Source organism: Rhizobium sp. LARHSG275 (genome assembly GCF_052871115.1).
The window spans coordinates 22390-41839 of record NZ_JBIXJN010000024.1 but is presented as its reverse complement, the minus strand read 5'-3'; the positions used below and the strand labels follow the sequence as shown (position 1 = coordinate 41839).

At 60.6% G+C, this 19450-nt stretch carries 15 protein-coding genes; 3 read left to right on the top strand and 12 right to left on the bottom strand.

The window, feature by feature from the left end:
• Nucleotides 1–183: 183 nt before the first annotated feature.
• The 8 genes from ACIPSK_RS27290 to ACIPSK_RS27255 form a co-directional block, all read right to left on the bottom strand.
• On the bottom strand, nt 184–1233 hold the full coding sequence (locus ACIPSK_RS27290) for a DUF7146 domain-containing protein (RefSeq protein ID WP_446533077.1): 1050 nt from the start codon (nt 1231–1233) through the stop codon (nt 184–186).
• A gap of 12 nt (nt 1234–1245) precedes the next feature.
• Complete coding sequence (locus ACIPSK_RS27285; protein ID WP_446533076.1) at nt 1246–5676, bottom strand: strawberry notch-like NTP hydrolase domain-containing protein; 4431 nt, start codon at nt 5674–5676, stop codon at nt 1246–1248.
• 127 nt (nt 5677–5803) lie between these two features.
• Complete coding sequence (locus tag ACIPSK_RS27280) at nt 5804–6058, bottom strand: DUF6117 family protein (RefSeq protein WP_017969083.1); 255 nt, start codon at nt 6056–6058, stop codon at nt 5804–5806.
• Between the two features lie 105 nt (nt 6059–6163).
• On the bottom strand, nt 6164–7354 hold the full coding sequence (locus ACIPSK_RS27275; protein WP_130808579.1) for a DUF932 domain-containing protein: 1191 nt from the start codon (nt 7352–7354) through the stop codon (nt 6164–6166).
• 72 nt (nt 7355–7426) lie between these two features.
• Nucleotides 7427–8083 carry a hypothetical protein gene (locus ACIPSK_RS27270; protein WP_170262570.1) on the bottom strand — a complete coding sequence of 219 codons (657 nt, stop codon included), beginning with the start codon at nt 8081–8083 and terminating at the stop codon, nt 7427–7429.
• Between the two features lie 103 nt (nt 8084–8186).
• Complete coding sequence (locus ACIPSK_RS27265) at nt 8187–10313, bottom strand: ParB/RepB/Spo0J family partition protein (RefSeq protein ID WP_162118172.1); 2127 nt, start codon at nt 10311–10313, stop codon at nt 8187–8189.
• Nucleotides 10314–10594: 281 nt separating this feature from the next.
• Entirely contained in the window at nt 10595–11056 is a 462-nt protein-coding gene (locus tag ACIPSK_RS27260; RefSeq protein ID WP_130808576.1) for a hypothetical protein, read from the bottom strand.
• Entirely contained in the window at nt 11057–11410 is a 354-nt protein-coding gene (locus tag ACIPSK_RS27255) for a hypothetical protein (RefSeq protein ID WP_017958513.1), read from the bottom strand.
• Between the two features lie 158 nt (nt 11411–11568).
• Between ACIPSK_RS27255 and ACIPSK_RS27250 the strand changes: the two genes are divergently transcribed.
• The 3 genes from ACIPSK_RS27250 to ACIPSK_RS27240 all read left to right on the top strand — a co-directional run bounded on the left by ACIPSK_RS27250 (nt 11569) and on the right by ACIPSK_RS27240 (nt 13450).
• Nucleotides 11569–12069: a ProQ/FINO family protein gene (locus ACIPSK_RS27250; RefSeq protein WP_130808585.1), complete on the top strand. Its 501-nt coding sequence runs from the start codon at nt 11569–11571 to the stop codon at nt 12067–12069.
• A 149-nt stretch (nt 12070–12218) separates the two neighbouring features.
• Nucleotides 12219–12854, top strand: coding sequence for an MBL fold metallo-hydrolase (locus ACIPSK_RS27245; protein WP_162118171.1), 636 nt, complete (start codon nt 12219–12221; stop codon nt 12852–12854).
• A gap of 29 nt (nt 12855–12883) precedes the next feature.
• The gene (locus tag ACIPSK_RS27240) at nt 12884–13450 is read left to right on the top strand and encodes a hypothetical protein (RefSeq protein ID WP_130808574.1); all 567 of its coding nucleotides are present in this window, start codon (nt 12884–12886) and stop codon (nt 13448–13450) included.
• Nucleotides 13451–14248: 798 nt separating this feature from the next.
• On the opposite strand, the gene repC is transcribed toward ACIPSK_RS27240, so the two are convergent.
• The 4 genes from repC to ACIPSK_RS27220 form a co-directional block, all read right to left on the bottom strand.
• On the bottom strand, nt 14249–15463 hold the full coding sequence (gene repC / locus ACIPSK_RS27235; protein WP_130808573.1) for a plasmid replication protein RepC: 1215 nt from the start codon (nt 15461–15463) through the stop codon (nt 14249–14251).
• A gap of 154 nt (nt 15464–15617) precedes the next feature.
• Nucleotides 15618–16661, bottom strand: a complete 1044-nt coding sequence (gene repB / locus ACIPSK_RS27230; protein WP_063473619.1) for a plasmid partitioning protein RepB — start codon at nt 16659–16661, stop codon at nt 15618–15620.
• Nucleotides 16658–17869: a plasmid partitioning protein RepA gene (gene repA / locus ACIPSK_RS27225; protein WP_446533075.1), complete on the bottom strand. Its 1212-nt coding sequence runs from the start codon at nt 17867–17869 to the stop codon at nt 16658–16660. Before repA ends, repB begins: the two co-directional genes overlap by 4 nt.
• Before the next feature lie 400 nt (nt 17870–18269).
• Nucleotides 18270–19418, bottom strand: a complete 1149-nt coding sequence (locus ACIPSK_RS27220; RefSeq protein WP_446533074.1) for a site-specific integrase — start codon at nt 19416–19418, stop codon at nt 18270–18272.
• Nucleotides 19419–19450 lie beyond the last annotated feature (32 nt).

The following is a 19450-nucleotide window of genomic DNA, read 5'->3' as shown; positions in this document are numbered from 1 at the left end:
TGCGCGGAAATGGCCCGGCAGGGGAAGAAACCCGACCGACCCGCTGAAGGCCCGGAGGCCCGCGTGGTAAGGGTCGCCTCTCGGCAGGCCCGCGGGCGCGTATCCACACGGGGAGCCGGCACCACGGACCGTCCTCTCGCCCACGCCGCCTGCGTCCCGCCCTCCTGCGCCTTCCGGCAAGGCTCATCGGGGCAGGAAGGTCACCGCATCTTCCGGAGTGAGTTGAAGCCGCAGACTTGCGGTCATCTGGTCCGGACCCAGCAAGCGCAGATCCTCGTTGAAGTCGCCGAGTTCCGGCGACAGCACCAACGGCAGGATCCCGCATTCCTGCGCCCTGCGGCTCAATCCCTCGATCCCATGCCGGCCGGCCGCATCCGCGTCGGCGGCGATGTAGAGGCGCCGGCATTCGGGCGGGACGTTGAAAGCCGCGAGGTGATTAGCAGTCAGGGCCGCAACCATCGGCATGCCGGGCATCACGTGTGAGAGGGACAGCATGGTTTCGAGGCCCTCACCTGCCACCAGGACAGGCGCGGACGCGTTGACCGGAAAGCGGAAACGGACGCCATTACCGAGCAGTCCGCCGAGCGCGCGGCGGGGATCGTCCAGCTTGGCCTTGCCGACTCCGTTCGGGTCGAGCCCCGGGGACAAATAGGTGCGGTGCACGCCGGTGATCACTCCGGCGTCGTCGGTGACGGCTGCGATCAGGGCCGGATAGCTCGTCGTCCGGCCAGTCATGAAATTGCGATAGTAGCATGACGGATGGAAGCGCAGCGCCGCGTGGGTCGACGCCCGCAAGACGCCACGCTCGCGCAGATAGATATCGGCGAGCGTACCCGCCAACGGCTGCGTCATTCGAAACAGCCGTCGTGCCTGCTCCGTCGCCGGCCGCTCGACCGGAGAGGCATCACCGACGTCGCCCCTGACGTCCGACACCGGTTCGGGTTGGGGCAGACTGAGAAAATGACGCGCCTCCTCGGCAACGTCACGGAAGTCCACGAGGCCACAGGTCTCGCGGAGGAGATCGAGCAGGTCACCGAACTGACCGGTCGCGGCATCCGTCCACCTGCCGGCGCGCGGACCGACCAGATGCACGTAGAGCGACCGGCCCTTGTTGTTGTCGACATCGCCGACGAGCCAGTAATTACCGGCCCGGCGGCCCGCGGAAAGATAGTGGCGGCAGACCGCCTCCGCGTTTTGCGCGAGACGGCCCGCCAGATCGGAAGCGGAAAGCATGGCAGACCTCCGTCACGACCGGCGCGCAATGTCGATGAGGCGATGACGCTGCATCAGGCTCGACAGGATCTCCGCACCCTCATCTGTCAGCGGCACGAAGAAGCGCAGCTTCCAATTGATCATCTCGGAGAACAGGCCGATCGACCGCAGCCAGTCGCGCATGCCGTCGGTAAAGCCGGTCAGTTCGACGCGGTACTCGTTCATCACACGCACGCGGCGGAGCGTCATGTCACCGGCAAGACCGACAATCGAGGATCCGTCGACCAGCGCCGCCCACGCTTGGTCGCCGCTCAGCACTTGCGTCTGATCGATCCCGAAGTTGCGGCAAAGGCCAGCGAGCCGATCCGGAGCAATGACGCGGCCGACGATCCGCTCGCCGTCATCGGTCTGCAGACGCCGCACCCGGCAGAAATCCTGTGGCAGCAGTTTCCAGATCGGCAGCAGCAATCCGCTGACGATGTGCACCGTGGACGTCGAGAATTCGGGCACGGCGGCAACCTCGGCATCCCAGGCATTTGCGAAAGCCTGCTCGTCTATTTCCTGCCAGCTGGTCTCTTCGAGCTGCCGGACTTCGAAGCGGAGCTCATCCGTCGGCCGGATTAGCGAGACGCGCGGCTGAATGGAGCCGTCTTCCAGCATGATGGAGCGGGTCGGGACCATCACGGCTGCCCGGCCCGACTTGCCGTTGATCATCAGCTTCGCGCGCGGATCCTGCCTCACAAGGCTCTGAACATCCTTGAGCTGCATCGGCGCATTGCGATCCCTGCGCTCGATGGTCAAGAGGTGCGACCGCGCGCCGGTGACCGGATGCGTGTAGATCAGCCGGCGGTCGGTGACCGTCATGCTGTCTGCGGTGATCGTCTCCAGGCCCTTGTCGTAAATGCCGGCAGCAATCGCCCCCTCGATGCGGGCGGCGAGCAGCTGCTCGAAGGCCTCGAACAGCACGTTCTGCATGGTGATGGTCAGCGCCAGCATGCGATTGAGGAAGGTCTGGATGGGTGGCAGCTCATCCTTCAATCCGCCCTCCTCCGAGGTGAGCGACAGGCCGGTGATGCTTTCGAACGTTTCCAGCGAGCAGCCTTCGATCCTGCCAGCATGCAGCAGTCCGTAGAATTGCCGCAGCGCGTCGCGGGCATATTGGGATTCGAGATTGTCTTCGCTGCGAAACATGCCCTGCCCGCCGGTCTGACGCTGGCCACGGGTGATGGCGCCAAGCGTGTCGAGACGCCGGGCGATGGTCGACAAGAACCGCCTCTCCGCCTTGACGTTGGTAGCAATCATCCGGAAGCGCGGCGGCTGTTTCTGATTGGTCCGGTGACTGCGGCCAAGCCCCTGGATCGCCACGTCGGCGCGCCAGCCTGCTTCCAGAAGGTTGTGAAGACGCAGGCGCTGATTTTTGGCGGCGAGATCCGCGTGGTAGGATCTGCCGGTCCCGCCGGCGTCGCTGAAGACGAGAATGCCTTTCTCGTCATCCATGAAGGCGCGGGCCTCATATAGGTTGGCGCTGCCCGGCCGGTTCTGCACGGCATAACGGGCGATGGAAGTGCTGTCCTCGCGGCGGATGATGCGGCGGGAGCGGCCGGTGATCTCCGCGACCTGGCTGGTGCCGAAATGCTGGACGATCTGGTCGAGAGCGGTCGGGATCGCCGGCAGGCTGCCCAAGGTTTCGACTAGCTCGTCGCGACGCCGTTCGGCCTCCCGGCAGATGACTGGGTTGCCGTCTGCGTCATGGACCGGCCGAGAGCTGAGATTGCCCTCAGCGTCGGAAAATTCTTCGAAGAGCTGCACCGGAAAGGAGTGCATCAAGTAGTCGATGACATACTCCCGCGGCGTCACGTCGACCTGCAGATCGCCCCATTCCTCAGTCGGGATCTGTGCCAGCCGGCGCTCGGTCAGCGCTGCTCCCGTCGAGACGATCTGGATGATGGCGGCATGGCCGTCCTCCAAATCCCCGGCGGTCACCGCGAGCAATGCCGGCGTCTTCATGCTGGTGAGGAGATGATTGAAGAAGCGCTGCTTCGAGCTCTCGAAGGCCGAACGTGCGGCCGCCTTGGCATTCTTGTTCAACGTCCCGGTTTTGCCGGTTATGCCGGACGCCTCCATGGCAGCATCGAGATGGTTGTGGATGACCTGGAACGCCTCGGCATAGGCGTCGTAGATGCGGATCTGTTCCTCGGTGAGCTCGTGCTCGAGGATCTCATATTCGACGCCCTCGAAGGAGAGCGACCGCGATGCGTAGAGACCCATCGCCTTCAAGTCTCGGGCCAGCACTTCCATCGCCGCAACACCGCCATCCTCGATAGCCGCGATGAACTCGGAGCGGCTCGGGAAGGGAAAGTCGCTGCTGCCCCAGAGACCGAGTCGTTCGGCATAAGCAAGGGATTCAACGTCTGTTGCGCCGGTTGCCGAGACGTAGACGACGCGGGCGTCCGGAACGGCACGTTGCAGGCGAAGTCCCGCCCTGCCCTGTTGCGATGCCGCCTTGTCGCCGCGCTCAGTCTTGCCGCCGGCGGCATTGGCCATGGCGTGGCCTTCGTCAAAGACGACAACACCATCGAAGCTCTTTGCATTTCCAGTCCCGTCTTTGCCGCTCCCCGCCTCTTGACCTAACCAGTCGACGATCTGCTGAACCCGTGATCGCTTGCCCTCGCGCTCATCGCTGCGCAGCGTCGCAAAGGTGGTGAAGAGGATGCCTTCCTCCAGTTTGATCGGCTTGCCCTGCCGGAAACGGGACAGAGGTGTGACCAGCAGCTTTTCTTGGCCCAACGCGCTCCAGTCGCGCTGCGCGTCCTCGATCAGCTTGTCTGACTTGGAAATCCAGACGTGGCGACGGCGGCCCTTCAGCCAGTTGTCGAGAATGATGCCGGCAGCCTGGCGGCCCTTGCCGGCCCCGGTTCCGTCGCCGAGAAACCACCCATGGCGAAAACGATCGGCATGCTCAACGTCGGGCGCCACAGCCTTGAGATTGTCGAAGGAGGCATCGGCGCTCCAATGGCCAGCGAGGTAACGTGAATGGGCTTCGCCGGCATAGATGACGCTTTCGAGCTGGGCGTCGGAGAGATCGCCGTTGGTGACGATGCGCTTCGGCAGGTGCGGGCGATAGCTCGGCTTCGGCGGTGCGACCGAGGCCATCGCAACCGATTCGACCAGCGTGTCAGGATGAGGTTTTGCGTCGGGAACGTGGATCGACTGCAGCCGGTAGGTCTCATAGATACCGTCAGCAGCGTTTGCCTCATCCTTCGGCCGAGCGTCCCGCAGTTCGTAGGAGAGTTCGATGATCTCGTCATCGACGGGTATCGGACGGACCGTTGCTGCAGGCTGCGCCTGTCCTCCGACCGCGGGGCGATGCGTCGGGGTGGCAACCGCTGCTGGACGCATCGTGTCCGCGCGCAGGCTACCGTTGGAGAGCGCACCGATGGAGTTCGACGCCGCCGCGGACGCGCGGGGCGGAAGGCCGGTGATCCAGGTGAGCAGTGTTCCGAGATCGTGCGCGGTACGCTTCGACGTCACCAGCTTCGAAGGATCGCCCGCCGGGATCTTGTCGATCACGATCAGGCGCGTTTCCATCGTCGTTCCATGCCGCGCGTAGATGCTCCCGTCGATCGCTGCGGTGAACCGGACCGTACCCTTCTCCTGCAGCCGCACGAAAACGTCCCGCCATGCGGGATTGTCGGGAGAGAGGCTCGCGCCGGTGATCGCGACAAGTCGGCCACCGGGAGCAAGGCGCGCGAATGCGGAGGCCAGATGCCGCCAGGCGGCATCAGCCACGCGACCTTCGACGTGAACGCCGGCTGAGAAAGGCGGGTTCATCAGCACCACGGTCGGTCGAATGGAACGATCGAGGTAATCGTCGATATGCGCGGCATCGTGCTGCGATACCGGAACGCCAGGGAAAAGCCGCTGTAGCAGCGAGTGCCGGACCACCGCATATTCGTTGAGCGCCAAGCGAGCGCCTGCAGGCTCCGCAAAGATCGCCATCATGCCGGTCCCAGCCGACGGCTCGAGCACCACGTCAGCGGCTATGATGCCGGCAGCACGAGATACGACGTAGGCAAGCGGGATCGGGGTCGAGAATTGCTGTCGTGCCTGGCTCTCCTCGGATCGGCGTTTATGGGTCGGCATGAGGTTTGCCACTTTCGTCAGCATTGCTAGCGTCGCTTGGGGCGACTGGATTCCGGATACGATCGCGCGGAATTTGCGGAGGAACAGCACCTGGGCGATTTCAGTCGCCTCATAGGCCTCCTTCCAGAGCCAGGCGCCCTCGGCGTCGCTGCCGCCGAAAATCTTGTTCATGATTTGCCGCAAGTCTGTGGTGGCGACAGTTTTGCCCCGTTCCAAAAGAAACATGACTTGGGCAGCAGCGTCCATGAGGCCTTCAGTGCTGCTTTCGACGTGAGATCGTGGAGTGGTGGAAATGTTCTGAGGATGCGAGATGATATTCATCGAAGGATGCTCCAAGAGTGAGGAAAGAACAGCGGATCCCAGCGTCCTGCCGAAGGTCGGAGGGACGAAATCGGGCAGCCAGGGAGGGATTGGGATCGCCAGCTTGAACTGCTGGCGATCGTCAGGATTAGGTCGTCGCGCTTACGATAAAGCCCGTCGAATCGTCAGGATTAGGTGGCAGATAGGCGTCGTAAGGATTGCCGTCGGCGAGATGGCCGAATGGCGTAAAGACGTATTCGCCATTGGTGCGGCCGACAGCGCAGAGCACGTAACGCGGCTCGCGTGTAACGGCATCGAGGCATTCCATGAGAGCGAGATTGCCATCGGCTGCGGCGCGCAGCAGCGTGTCGAAGTTTGTGCGGGCATGATCGGGGATAGCCATTGGGTGCTCCAGACAAAATGAGGCCCGGCGCTTGACCGGGCTCTGGGATGACGACGATGGGATTTGCAGACGCGGCCGGGCCTGAGCCAGGGGTGCATGAACATGTCAGGCAGCGCTCTCGAGCAGCTTCTTCGCTTTGCCTTCGAGTTCGAGACGCGTGTCCTGATTGGTCTTGGTGCGCGCCAGCGCGGTGATGCCCTGCACGAAATCGAAGACCGACTCCGGCGGCCGTCCCTCCTCCGACAGGACCATCTCGATCACCTTGCCGGTCTCGCCCTTTGAGAAGCCGCGCCGGCGCAAGAAGGTTTCGCGGTCGTCGTCCTCGCGCGCGACGATCCGCTCGCGCGCCGCCCTGATGCCGGCGATGAATGGCGCAGGCGACGAATTGGCGAAACTGATCAACGCAGGCGCTGCCTCGTGCGCGAAGCGCTGCGCGGCGAACTTCGAATGGCGGATGGTGATCTCCTCGAAATTCTCCGTGCCCCAGAGATTGCGGTTGGCGCAGACCGCGCGCAGATAGAAGGAGGCGATGCCGAGCGTCTTCGATCCAACCTCCGAGTTCCAGGCATAGAATCCGCGGAAGTAGAGATCCGGCTCACCGTTCGGCAGGCGTCCGGCTTCGATCGGATGGGTGTCGTCGACCAGGAACAGGAAGACGTCGCGGTCGCTGGCATAAAGGGTGGTCGTGTCCTTGGTGATGTCGACGAAGGGATTGTGGGTCATCGTCGCCCAATCCAGGACGCCCGGCACTTTCCACATCGTGTCACCGGTGCCGTTGCCGGCGATCTTCATGACCGACGAGACCAGTTCATGATCCCAGATCCGACCGTATTCCGGTCCGGTCACTGCGCGCAGTTCCAGCCGGCCGTCATCCATCTCAAGCGTCTTGACGAGCTCGGCACGATGGTTGAGCAGGCCATGCTGCAAGTTGATGGCAGCAAGCGGCGCGGGCAGTTGCCGCATATAGGTGGCGGGAGCGCCAACCAGGCTGCAAAGCTGCCCGTAGCTCCAGTGGGTCGGTGCGATCGCTTGGCGCTCACCTGGGACAACAAGCTCAAGCCGCTCCGCATTGTCGCGCGTTGCCTCGACGCGGATCGCAGCGCTTTCGATCGTTCGCGCGTGTGCACGCTCCGCTCGGGATCGAACGGTATCGTAGAGCTCGGTCAGCGACAGGAAGCGTTCATCGTCAGGACGGGAAAACCATTCCGACGAAACGCGGCCTATCCGCTCGCCGCGGGAGATATCGACTTTGAAGGCGGAACGGGCGGACGGGTTGTTGGAGGTGAGAGTTGTCATAAGCTGTCTCCTTAAAAGCGGAAACCCGGCGCGATGGCCGGGCGAGGTTGAGAAGGATGCTGGGAAGAGGAATCAATCGGAAGCCAGCCGGCGGTGCGCCGACCGGATTGCCAAGAGCGCCGCCTGGAATTCGGCGTTCCCGACCATGTCGGAAAAATCCATCGTGGTGGCGACGGAGAGGCATGCAGCATGGACCTCGTCGTCGGTCACGGCCTCGGGTGTCAAACCCTTGAAGTTCGGGTCGACTTCGAGCACCGCGGTGATTGCATCGCGCACGCGATTTTCCTGTAGTGTGACCAGGACGTGGGAAGGCTTTGGCAGATTAACCGGCTCTTCAGGATCCGCGTCTCCGGCGAGAATGGCTTCTCCTCGGGCGATCGCCCAAGCAGATCGGTCGAACCAATCGAGCGACGGTGACCGGGCAGCACGGACGTCATCGAAAAGGATCTTCAACAGTCCGAGCAGGATCTCGAAATGACGCGCCCGGCGCTGGACAGGTTCGTCGAACTGCGGAGGGATCTGGAGCGGCGGCCCCGCATAGGCCGCATGTGCGCCGTCCCAGATGCCCGTGATATGAATTGCGCCCGAGGAATCGACGTCCTTCTCGGCGATATCCCAGCTGTCATCTTCTATGGCAGCACGGCACGCCTCGTCCAGCGTGTCAGCTTCATAGGTGCGATGCCGGAAGACCGGCAGGTGATAGGTGGTTTCGATGGTGAAGTCAGGCATAGGTGCCTCCTGAAACGGAAAAGCCCGGCGCGATGGCCGGGCTGTTGGGAAAGAAGACCCGACCGCAACGGCGACCGGGTCAGCTGATGTGATGCACGTGAACCTATTCGGCGGCGGCGAGATGCTCGCCGTCGATCTCACTCTCGGTATCGCCAGCGCTATCGCTCGATGTTTCCGGCTCTTCGAGCAGGAAGGCCGGTAGGTCCTGGGCTTCAGAGAGGGTCTCGGCCGCGTCGGACCCGACGGTATCTCCGACAGCGTCGTTTTCGATGGTGCCTTCCTCGACCGTCATGCGAAGGGGTTCAGGCAACCAGCCGCAGCCTGTCATCAGCCGCTCGGCCTCGCGGGCCATGTCGACTTTCTTGAGATGGCCGATCAGCTCCGCTGCCTGGTCCCCCTTTGCCTCACGAACCGCCTGCAGGATGTGCGCCTTCGTGACGCGGCCGAGATAGTTGTCGGCGGTCGGCGTCCAACCGGCTTCCACCATGTCGAAGCCGATCGAGCGGGCCAGCTGATCGGCACGGGCGATGGCGCGCGTCCGCTTGTTCCAGGGTTCGATCACCGCGTTGACCGAAAGCGAGGCGCAATGCGCAAACAGGGCCTGCCGGCTGACCTCATCGAGCTTGATCAGGAAATCCCAGAGATCGTTCGGATCCTTGGGCAAATCCTGGCCCCAGCCTTCCTGCCTTTGATCGATCTCCTTCGCCCAGACCGTTTCGCCGAGACCGGGCGTCTGGCTGAAGCGGGCGCTCTGCAGCGTCACCTCCAGGCATGAATCCGAACCGTAGACGTAGAAGGTCTTTAGAACAAAGGCATGCAGGACGGCGACAAAGGTGATGACGGGGTTGTTCGCCAGCGCGTTGCGCAAAGCGATCGTCCGAGCTGCCGTGAGATCGAGAACCAGGCGATCGGGAAGTGGCTTGATCGCTTCGTCCTCATCGTCCGGTTGGGTGCCTTCCCCGCCGGCGGCGCCGGTTACCGGGGGAGCACTGTCATGAGCGTCATGATCGTCACCGATATCATCCGTCAGATCCGTCTCATCCTTCGGTTCATCCTCGGCCCGCACGAAGCCTCGCTCGATCTTGAGCTCGCCGCTGGCGCCGAGCGACACGAAGACACCGCCGCGGGCGACCTCCTGCGGATCGAAAACATACGGGCGGTCGTTGAGCCGGTCGAGCTCGATGCCGAGTTCCTCCAACTTCTGTTCGGTCGCTTCCGAGTACTCGTCTGCCTCCGAATACTCTGCGTCGAGCTTGTCGTATTCGGCGCGGGTGGCATCATAGCGTGCCAGTTCATCTTTAGTCATTTCGGCCAGCTCGCCGTAGAAGCGGCGCAGGCCGGATGTGTGGCCGTAGGGGAAATCGAACGCGGCTTCGACCCACTTCCAGCCTTCGCTCACCTGGATCGCCGCGGCGTCAGCCTTGAGCTTTTCCATCACGAGCTGCTCAAGCAGCGCCGGATCCTGCAGCCATCCGCCCTGGTCCTGCTCGAACAGATCGCGCATCGTCACACCGCCTGCGGCCTCGTAGGCTTCGATGCCGACATAGACGGCGCGGCGGTCGCTGGCACGGATTGCGGTTTCGGTCAGCAGCCGGCGGATGTAATAGGGCTCGCGACTATGCGAACGGGAGACCGTATCCCAGACCTGCTCCTGGCGAACGTGGTCGTTGGTGATCGAGAACGCCATGATCTGTTCAAGCGTCATCTCGTCCTCGGCATAAAGATCGAGAAGCCGCGGTGAGACGGACGCCAGCCGCAAGCGCTGCTTGACGGTTACGACCGGGACGAAGAAGCGCGCCGCGATCTCCTCTTCGCCAAGCCCCTGCTCGCGCAAGGTCTGGAAAGCGCGGAACTGATCGAGCGGGTGCAGACTGACGCGCTGTACGTTTTCGGCGAGCGAGTCCTCGACTTCCAGGGTTTCGCCCTTGCTGACGATGCAGGGAACACCGGCGGTCTTGGCCAACCGCTTCTGCGCGACGAGGCGCTCGAGGGCGCGATAACGGCGTCCGCCAGCCGGGATGCGGTAGACGCCGGTCTCGTTACCGTCGCCGTCGAGTTCGGGACGGACGTTGAGGCTGGTCAGCAGACCGCGGTGGGCGATGTCTTCGGCGAGATCCTCGATCGACACGCCTGCTTTGATCTTTCGGACGTTCTCTTGGCTCAACGTAAGCTTGTTGAAGGGTATGTCGCGGGCTGTACTAAGGGTGATTTTCTGAATGGCCTGGGCCATGTCGGTTTCTCCATGACGGACCGGCCGGAGCCTCTCTCCAACCCTCTCAATCCGTCACAGCTTTCCCGTCCCTCCTCTTCCTCTATCGCCTCCCCACCATGTCCCACCGTCTCTTCGGCAGGCGAAGCTTCCCTTCCGCCCTGGAGCCGGCAATACTGGGCCAGGGATTAAACCCTTCGGGTACGACTGGCGCAGCCAGGCTTGAGCGTTGCACACAGACCTCAGGTTCGAAAACTATTTTTGTTCTTTATTTGTTCTGCCGCCAACTCCAGGAGAGGGCGTTATCTTTTTTTCTGGAGCAGAACCCATACCGCAAATGCCTTGCGATCCGATCGCGTCGCCGATGCAAGATCTCTGATTGCCTGCTCACAGTTGTCGATTAGAACGAGGACTTCTGCCCGCACATAACGCGCAAGCGGGTCGTAATCGGCGCGATGACGTTCTTCCTGCAGGATGACAAACGTATCGGCGAATGAGACGATATTGCCTGGAAAGCCGCGGCTTGCCGCTGCTTTGCAGGAATTTTTCGCGACACCGTGCTCGAGAGTCCGATAGACTTGCGCCCATGCCGGCTCACTGCGCGTATCGCCTGTCCCCACCAGTAGATCGGCACAATCGCGAGCCAGCGCATGAAACAGCGCATAGTAAGCTGTACTGACACCACGTTTGAGGTCGGACTGGCGTGGACGCTTGGGGCTGGCCTTGGCGAGCCGCCGAGCGGTGGCGATTAAATCATTCGACACTTAGCTTGCGATCTTCTGCTGTTCGTCGAAATGATGCCGAATATGCGGAAACCGCGTCTCTCCAAGGGCGCTCAAAGCCTTTCGCACCTCAGTCGAAAGACCGTAAGTGAGTTTCGAACTGATCGGCTTGTCCGAATAGGCATAATTCACGTCGACGAGCAGGATCGGATCGCCATCGCTGTCTCGATCGGCCCGAATGTCGGCGCCAGAAAACCCTGCCTGGCCGAGGCGATCACGGAGGACCTTCTCAACGGCCGACTTGGTGGATTTCGATATGGTCTGTTCGTCGCTCATGTTTGCAATATAGAGGATTCTGCCAAGGACCGCCACTCCCGCGGAGACGAGGGCGAGCATTTCCATAGCTCATGCGCAGACTGTTCTGTACCAAACAGACGTATGAACCGCAGTCGGGCCTTGAGATCGGCTGCCGCAATATGCATTTCTGCAACAAGAACAGCTTAGACGATGTAGATCCCAGCCTCGCAGGGAAAGAAAAGATTGGGTTGGAACCTATGACAAAACCTTGGACAGTCAGCCGCGGCCCGATCGTAGCTTCGGAGATCGACATCCAGAAAGCAGACGCCATAAACGTTTTGCTAGTATGCCCGATCGGGATCCTGCCGGCAAGGCCAGGCGATCCTATCCGACCCTTTGCTGTCGGGCTCTTTAAGGAAATTCGCCCGCTTTTGAAACCCGGTGTTGGCATGACGACGCTGCGCCGCGCGGTTGCTGCCTTTGTCCACTCAAAGCGATATTATTTCGCGAGCGCCCAGCCCAATTCCGTTCGCCATGATCTGGGCGGTAGGCCGCTGGAAGCCCTGAGCGAGGAAGATCGCATGACGGCGCAGAACCGTTTTCTAGGTTTGAAGCAAAAGGCAATTGGCGGTGAGCGAAACTCAGAGCCGTCTTCACCCTCCCCTTCCTCGACGTCAGGCGCGACAAAATCAGAGCAGATCCGTGCGGGCCTTCTCGGCCGCGGAAAAATGCAGCACACCTCGTCCATCTCGTCTTGAGCCGACGTCGCCACCACCCCAATCGCTTCTCAAACGATAGACCCTCGACTGCCAACGAGGATCTTCACCCAAAAAAACCGCACGTAGATGCAACCGCAAAAATTACACGTACCCAGCACCCGGTCGGCCATGGCGGCTTTCACTCCGGATTGATCTCGATTGTCGAGGGGTCGCCCGACGGCGTGCGCTCTGCCAATGAGCGCCCCGTCGCAAGCTTTTCCTATGTCTATGACTGCGGCTCGGAACGAAGCGACGCTTTCAACAGTGAAATGTCGCTCTACCGGGCAACATGCGACGGAAAGACGGACGTGCTTTTTGTTTCACATCTTCATGCTGATCACATCAACGGCATCGATCGTCTGCAGGCAATGGCGCCAGCGAAGACGGTCATCGTTCCTTACCTGGATGTTGTAGAGCGCCTGCTTTTCGTTCTTTCCGATTTCGACCGCGGTGCGGCCTCCCGATCTTCACTCGACTACTTTGAGAACCCTGTAGCCTGGTGGCTCGGGAGAGGTGTAGAGCGAGTCATATTCCTTCAGCCGGGCAGGCCCGACGATGTCCCTCCTCCCCGTGGCGCAGAACCCGACGGTCCGATCGACGATTCGTCCGCTGGACGCCGAATACGACTTGATGACGCCCCGTCCAAAGGCTCATCGGCAAACAGACTGGCGACTTACATGCGTGCGCCACATGGCCTGATCGCTGAAAAGCTCACTCCTGCGGATCCGACAGCACGAGAGACGCAAAGCGGCGCGTTTGTGGCTGCATCCGGTTCGTATCTCTAACTGGAGTGGCAAGCCTTTACAGGTGACGCATGGCGCAGGGCGATTGGATTCTCCTGCCCTATGTCCATCCGGTCGACGATCTGGCCGGAAAGCGGTTTCTTAGGGACATCAAGAAGGCGCTTGGTTTCCGGGGAAATGAAGAGGCAAAGCTCTCCAAATCGCTGCTTCAGCACCTACGGTCTATCGAAAGTGCGAAGCGGCTGGTCGAAATCTACAATCGGCATTTCGCCGGAGGACACAATGCGATTTCGATGTCACTTTACTCTGAGCCGTTATCTCAACGGGTAGTCGCAACTTCAAGGCACACAGATCCGTCCCGGCAGTGGCGCTCCTCGCTGGAAGAACCACCCTACGGCCGCTTCTTCTGGTCAACTGATGGCATCGGCTGGTTGGGCACGGGCGACGCCGCGCTTCGCCAAGATAAATGGCGGCAGCCATGGCAGACATTTTTCGATGGCATTAGTGACCGGATTGCGGTCATGACATTGCCACATCATGGCTCGGCGAACAATTTTCATCCAGACATCCTTGGGTTCCGAGGATTCCGGTTCGCGCTTGCTACGACCCTCGAAGCCCGAAACGCGTCTCTCGCCTGAGAGAGACGCTCGGCGCGGTGGAACTGCGGGGTATTCGTACCCGAGTCATCGACGATGAACGCTTAAGTCGTTTCTCAGTCACTTGCGAACGCAGCCTGGCTTAGGCGGCCGACGGTAAGGCTATGCTCTAAACGGCACTGGCCACTCTTCTTCCCTCTTTCTCGCCGGGCGAGCAGCTTTGATCATGTGTTAAGACCGTGAGGAGGGTTGATCCGCGCCCGCCAGCCGATCGTGCGACGCGTTCGTGGACACGCAGGATGATCGCTTATGAACCCGATGACCTTGAGGCGGCATCCGACGCAACTCAGAAGTACGCAGCACCCGGGGATCCAAGACCCTCTCGAAAACTCAGGGACTCATTGCCGGCGCGCCGCTCAACTCGAAGAACCTGGCGGCGACGAAGACTGTTGGTCAACATCTGTGAAAACCGATGTGATTTCAGTCGCTTGAAGCGGTTAGTCGGGACTAACGGCCAATAAGCTCCCGTCAGCGACGCCTGTTGAGCAATTCCAGCGAACGCAAGCACCTGTCTTCCACCCGATTGTCTGAGAACTGAAAGCCAGACCGGTTCGAGTGTTTCAGACCATGGTAGGTAAAGAAATTACCCGAGATTCACACCAGCAACTCTACAGCCAGCACTAAACTTTCCCCTCCGGGCATCCAATATCGCGATGCCTGTATTGCAGCAGAACGAACTTCGCTGCCAAACCGCGTAGGTTAGACGAGGGAAACGCCAAGCAATCCAGAAACACCTGTTTTTTCAATCCCTTAGCGCGGTTAGTCGCAACTAACCGCGATCTAAACTGCTTGAGGCAGCCTGCCAACACTGTTGCGGAGCAGCGCCATGATTACCGGACCGAGAGAAAACTCACCCCGCTCGGCGCGCCGCGTCAGATCCCGCAGATATCCACCTGGCGAATTGATCAGATTTGCGCGCTCGAGGATGCAACCGACCGCCACTGCGGCATTTTCCTGCCCCATAGCCTCGCACGCATCTTGGAAAGCAGATGGACTGATCCCCAGCATCGACCTCACCACCACTGCGGCCGACATGAGGTCGCGCCAGCTTCCGACCGCCCCGCCCGGCCCATAGTCAGCAATCTGTTGGCAGGCCCTCAGCACCACACCAAGAGGGAAAGCCTTCAGCGGCTCGACCATTCGCTTGTCGGGCTTGCTCGGCTTCGCGCCCTGCTCTTTTTCAGAGCTAGGTTCAAGTTCATAGGTGGATTCGGGATTTGAATTCTGTATGTGCTGCTCAAATTGAGCGTCATTGGTGCTATTAAATTGTGAATTCTGGTGATTGTCCAACTGATTGATGATCTCGTCGCGAAGAAGCTCCATTTCATCCAGAATCCCCGCTACGTCGTTCATGGCCGGGGAACGGGGGATGCGGGCAACGAGTTCGACATATATTGCTTCAATGGTTGCCCAATCGCCCTCAGCTCCCTCCTCCATTGCTGCCGAAATTAGCTTGCGAACATCACGGCGGCAGATCGTCAGGTTCTCCTTGGCTTTCCTGAAAGCGGACCGCGCGGCAACGACCTTCTGGGCGATGAGAGCCAGTTCTTCGGATCGGGCGAGCATTGGCGAGAGATCAAAACCGAAGGCATTCTCGATTTCCCCAGCATTATTCTTACGCGCGAAGCGTTTGCCGTTCGCGCTGTCCTTCCGAACGATCAACCCGGATTCCACCAGCAATGCAAGGTGACGGCGAAGTGTTGCTCCAGCCATGCCATGGGCACGCAGGATCAATTGTGCGTTCGACGGAAACACCACCAACTGTGCTTCCTGGCGCAATTCGTTCTCCGGGTAGAAACTCAGCAGCGCGTCAAGCACAGCAAGGCTGCTCGACTGCAGGCCGAGCGCTTCCCTGGCCTCAGAAGCGTCCCGAAAGACCTTCCATTTTTCGACAGATTTTCCCGCCTTGATCTCTCTTGTAGCGACTTGTCGCTTCACGAGGGCAAGCGTCATCGACCGCCGCCCGAAGGGCGTCGTCACACTTCCTGTTTGCATCGTCTTTCACCTTTCAAAAGGCAAAAGAAATCGGCTCACCAAATCGGTGCCAAAGACTCTTGACGAATATCCGTGGAAGTGCGATTCTCAGGTTGCTTAGATCTGAAAGAGGTTTCCACGACGGCGACGTTTTGGGGGCCTTTTTCTTTTTCCGCTAATCTCCGTTGTTCAAATGGTCTTGAGCGCTGTTCCTGGAGCGATGCTCCTCGAAGAGCGCTGGCAAGCGCTCCAAGACGAAGGCGGCGAAATCTGGCATCTCGCGCCGATCGATCGACAGGTCCAACTTGGTTTTACTCTTCGTTACCTGGGCCAAACGTAGCCCCGCGGGCGTTGTCAGGAGATCCGGTAGTCCGCGCTTGGTTGGTGTAGGTTTGAGGCCGGCGACGAGCGACTTGAACCGGTCGGGCGAGGGCAGGGCTTTCGCCTCGGCCGATCGCAGGAAAGTTGAAGCCTGTTCAAGGTCATCGTCGCGCGTGAGAAGCTCGGCGAGAGCCACCCAACTTTTCAAGCCTATCCCGGGCGCCGAGCCGATTGCGTCGACAATTTCCGTGGGGATGCGGGTCACCACCGACAGCATGTTCGAGAGATCGCTTTTGTAGACGGACAACGCTGCCATCACGACATCTCGTGAAAATTGCTCGGTCAGCCGAGAGGCGAACCGCGCCTTTTCTATGAATGTCAGGTCCTGGCGTTCATTGTTCTCCTGACCTTGGGCAATTACGAGCTGCTCGTCTGTAAGTTCCCTGACAACCGCCTTGACCGGCAGGTTGAGTTCCGAGACTGCGCGCAAACGACGGTGCCCAAATGCGACTTGATAGCGCCCCGGTGCCTCGGGGTGAGGGCGCACCAGAATAGGGATCTGCTGGCCTTGTTCGCGGATCGCTTCAACAAGACCGGCAATATCACCGGGCATGCGGTCTTGAACAAAAGATGGATCGACCGTATCCGTATCGAGTTCGATGATGGTTTGACCCTCAGCCAGGCGTTTTTCGATTTCTTCGGCGCGCTCAAACCTCGCCTTACCTTCTGCGAAAGCACCGCCAACCTGGCTAGTGAGACGCGATGATGCCGGTGTCGCTCCTTCCGCTGGTGGGGAGCCCATTAGCGGAAGAATGCTTCGGCTCTTAATCGGTCTTTCAACCGGCGCCGCGACGGCGGCGGTTGGCTTGGGGGTGCGGAGGATGTCCTTCCTGCTCATGACTTTCTTCCCCATGCTTTCTTGATCAGCGACTCGATCTCGTCGTTGACGTTGTTCATCGCCTCAAGCGCGCGATCATAAGTGGCCCGGGTGAATTGGCCTCTCTCCACCTCGAAAAGGGTCTGGTTAGTGAGACCGGCATCGGAAACGGCCGTTGTCTTCAGCATCGGGAAGTTTAGAACATTCTCTCCGAAAATCGCCCTGAGATACCCGACCATCTGGTTCTGGGGCCCATCACTCGGCTCGAACCGCGTCACGAGATAGCGCATCCAGTTATAGTCGAAGCGCGCACCGTGCGATGAGATCTCCCGGAGCAGATCCGATGTCATCGACAGAAACTGATTCATCGACATGACGTCGAGCATCTGCGGATGCACGGTGATCAGAACCGAGGTGGCTGCGGTCAGGGCGGAGAGGGTGAGGTAGCCTAGTTGTGGCGGGCAGTCGATCACCACAACGTCGTAATTGGGTGCCACTTGGTCAAGCACCTCGTTGATCCGGTGGAAGAACATGGTATCGCCGATCTTCCGCTTCATCAGCGCCCGCGGCGTATCGTGTTCGAACTCCATAAGTTCGAGGTTGCCGGGGATCAGATGAAGATCAGGAATGTAAGTCGCGCGAACAATCTCGGCCATTGGGCGAGCGTCGTCGTATCGAATCGCACCATAAAGCGTCTCGTTTACGCCGACATCGGTTTCTGGCTGGTTGCCAAAGAGTGTGGACAGGCTCGCCTGCGGGTCAAGATCGATAGCGAGCACGCGGTAGCCGCGAAGCGCGAGATACTGGGCCAGATGAGCGGCAGTCGTGGTCTTGCCGGACCCGCCCTTGAAATTCATGACCGAGATAACCTGCAACGCTTCATCGTCGCGGCGGTGTGGAAGATAGCGGCGATTGCCCCGGCCCACCTGGTCGAGGTGCTTGCGGATCTTGTGCATGTCCTCAACGGAATACGACCGGCGCCCGGTCGGACTGGTGCTGACCTGGAGACCTTCGAGCTCGTTTGCGAGCTGGCGCAGATATACTTCTTTCACGCCGACCAGCTTTGCTGCCTCCGCTGGCTGAAACGTGCGGATGCCCTTTTCCGCCGTAGGGGGAAAGGTCGCGAGCTGATGCTCTTGCAGTTGCGCCGACAAGGAACGAGAATGGCGCTCAATCAACCCCATCAGGTCTTCATCTTTTGGCGGTAATTTTGCAGCGTTTTTGGGCATCCCCGGACCTGATTTCTTGAAATAGCGCTTCTGAGCAGAGTTTCCTAATCACTCCGCTGCTTGCAATAAGCATCGATTCTAACAGGCTGGCAAGCTATTTAGGGTTAACAAAACCTTAATGCCGACCGTCGCTCGTGCAAAGAGATCTAAACATTAATGTGCAATTACAATACGTTATCGAGGCTGTATCTGCGGATGCCGTTTTCACCCGTACACCGGAATCTTCGAAGCAATAGGCGCAAGGGATACATTTGGCGGTGGCGACATGGCGACTCAATTAGCATCCAAGCGAGTTCACTGACGAGAATCATTGCAACCAGCTAGGGTGGAAAAACGGCCGCTGTGGGGATGCAGTCCAATGCAGCCGCTCGGGTTTAAGAAAATCCTCCTCCTCCCGCAATTAAAGCATACGGGCAGCCCGTCCGCTTCGACGCGTAGCATTATTGTAGTAGCTCGACGCCTGTTGCACGGATCGATGGCGCGACTGCTCCATCGCCTCGGGAAGGGGAATGCCGCGATTAGCCGCCTCGGTCAGATAGCCCGATCGGAGCCCGTGCGCGGAAAACTCCCCAGCATCCAACCCAGCCATTTCGGCCCGCTGCTTGAGGATCGCATTGACCGACTGCGGATCGATCGCCCGTCGCGAAACAGTCCCCCAGCGACCGATGCCCCGAAACACGCTGCCGCTCTCGATCTTGGCGGCCACCATCCAGGCATTCAGGGCATCCACCGGCCGACCGGTCAGATAGACAACGTCGTCCTCGTCGCCGCTAGTCGTCTTGGTGCGTCCGAGATGGATGGCGAGAGAGGGGAGGGAAGGGCCATCGTCCCCCGGGATTGGCGGCTCGACGGACAGCTGCTCGCTGCGCAGGCCGGCGATCTCGCTGCGCCGCCGACCACCGGAGGCAAAGGCAACCATCAGGATTGCACGGTCACGGAGATCGCGCAGACTGTCGGTCGTGCAGGTTGCAAGCAGTTTTGCCAGCACATCGCCGGTGACGGCCTTGGCGCTCTTGCGACGCCGCGTCCGGGGAACGGCGCGAACGGCGAGGCGAATGGCTGATTTGAGGGCAGGCGAGGCGAAGGCGCCGTCAAAACCGCGCCATCTGGTGAGCGTCGACCAGTTAGCCAGCCGCCGGCGCACCGTCGATGGCGCGTGCGGGCCGACGGATTTGAGAAACCCTTGGCTCCTGAGGTTTGCGTCGACGGTGGCCGGCATGCCGTGATCAGGATCGGTCTCGCGGCGCTGTGGATCCCAGAGGTGATGGGCGACGAATTTCAGCAGCAGTGCTTCGGGTGCCGGCCAGGGCAGCGATCGTCCGGTGGCTGCCAGTCCCCAAGCCTCGAGATAAGTGAGATCGGACGTGAGGGCCCGTAGCGTGTTGTCGCCCATGCCCTGGTTGACGAGATGGCGCAGCGTCTCGATGTCCTGGTCGGTAAGCAGCTCGGCGAGTTCGTCGCGGCGCTCGATCGGCAGCACGGCGGCGATCGTGTCGAGCTCTTCCGCGCGCCGCTCGACGGCGGTCAGTGATGTCTTGGGTTTGGCCACGGGCGCTCCAGAAGGACGGTTTCAGCGGCCGC

Coding starts and splice junctions, on each gene's coding strand:
- ACIPSK_RS27290 (WP_446533077.1), bottom strand. CDS start 1,233: ATGCTTTCCGCTTCCGATCTGGCGGGCCGTCTCGCGCAAAACGCGGAG.
- ACIPSK_RS27285 (WP_446533076.1), bottom strand. CDS start 5,676: ATGAATATCATCTCGCATCCTCAGAACATTTCCACCACTCCACGATCT.
- ACIPSK_RS27280 (WP_017969083.1), bottom strand. CDS start 6,058: ATGGCTATCCCCGATCATGCCCGCACAAACTTCGACACGCTGCTGCGC.
- ACIPSK_RS27275 (WP_130808579.1), bottom strand. CDS start 7,354: ATGACAACTCTCACCTCCAACAACCCGTCCGCCCGTTCCGCCTTCAAA.
- ACIPSK_RS27270 (WP_170262570.1), bottom strand. CDS start 8,083: ATGCCTGACTTCACCATCGAAACCACCTATCACCTGCCGGTCTTCCGG.
- ACIPSK_RS27265 (WP_162118172.1), bottom strand. CDS start 10,313: ATGGCCCAGGCCATTCAGAAAATCACCCTTAGTACAGCCCGCGACATA.
- ACIPSK_RS27255 (WP_017958513.1), bottom strand. CDS start 11,410: ATGCTCGCCCTCGTCTCCGCGGGAGTGGCGGTCCTTGGCAGAATCCTC.
- ACIPSK_RS27250 (WP_130808585.1), top strand. CDS start 11,569: ATGACAAAACCTTGGACAGTCAGCCGCGGCCCGATCGTAGCTTCGGAG.
- ACIPSK_RS27240 (WP_130808574.1), top strand. CDS start 12,884: ATGGCGCAGGGCGATTGGATTCTCCTGCCCTATGTCCATCCGGTCGAC.
- repC (WP_130808573.1), bottom strand. CDS start 15,463: ATGCAAACAGGAAGTGTGACGACGCCCTTCGGGCGGCGGTCGATGACG.
- repB (WP_063473619.1), bottom strand. CDS start 16,661: ATGAGCAGGAAGGACATCCTCCGCACCCCCAAGCCAACCGCCGCCGTC.
- repA (WP_446533075.1), bottom strand. CDS start 17,869: ATGCCCAAAAACGCTGCAAAATTACCGCCAAAAGATGAAGACCTGATG.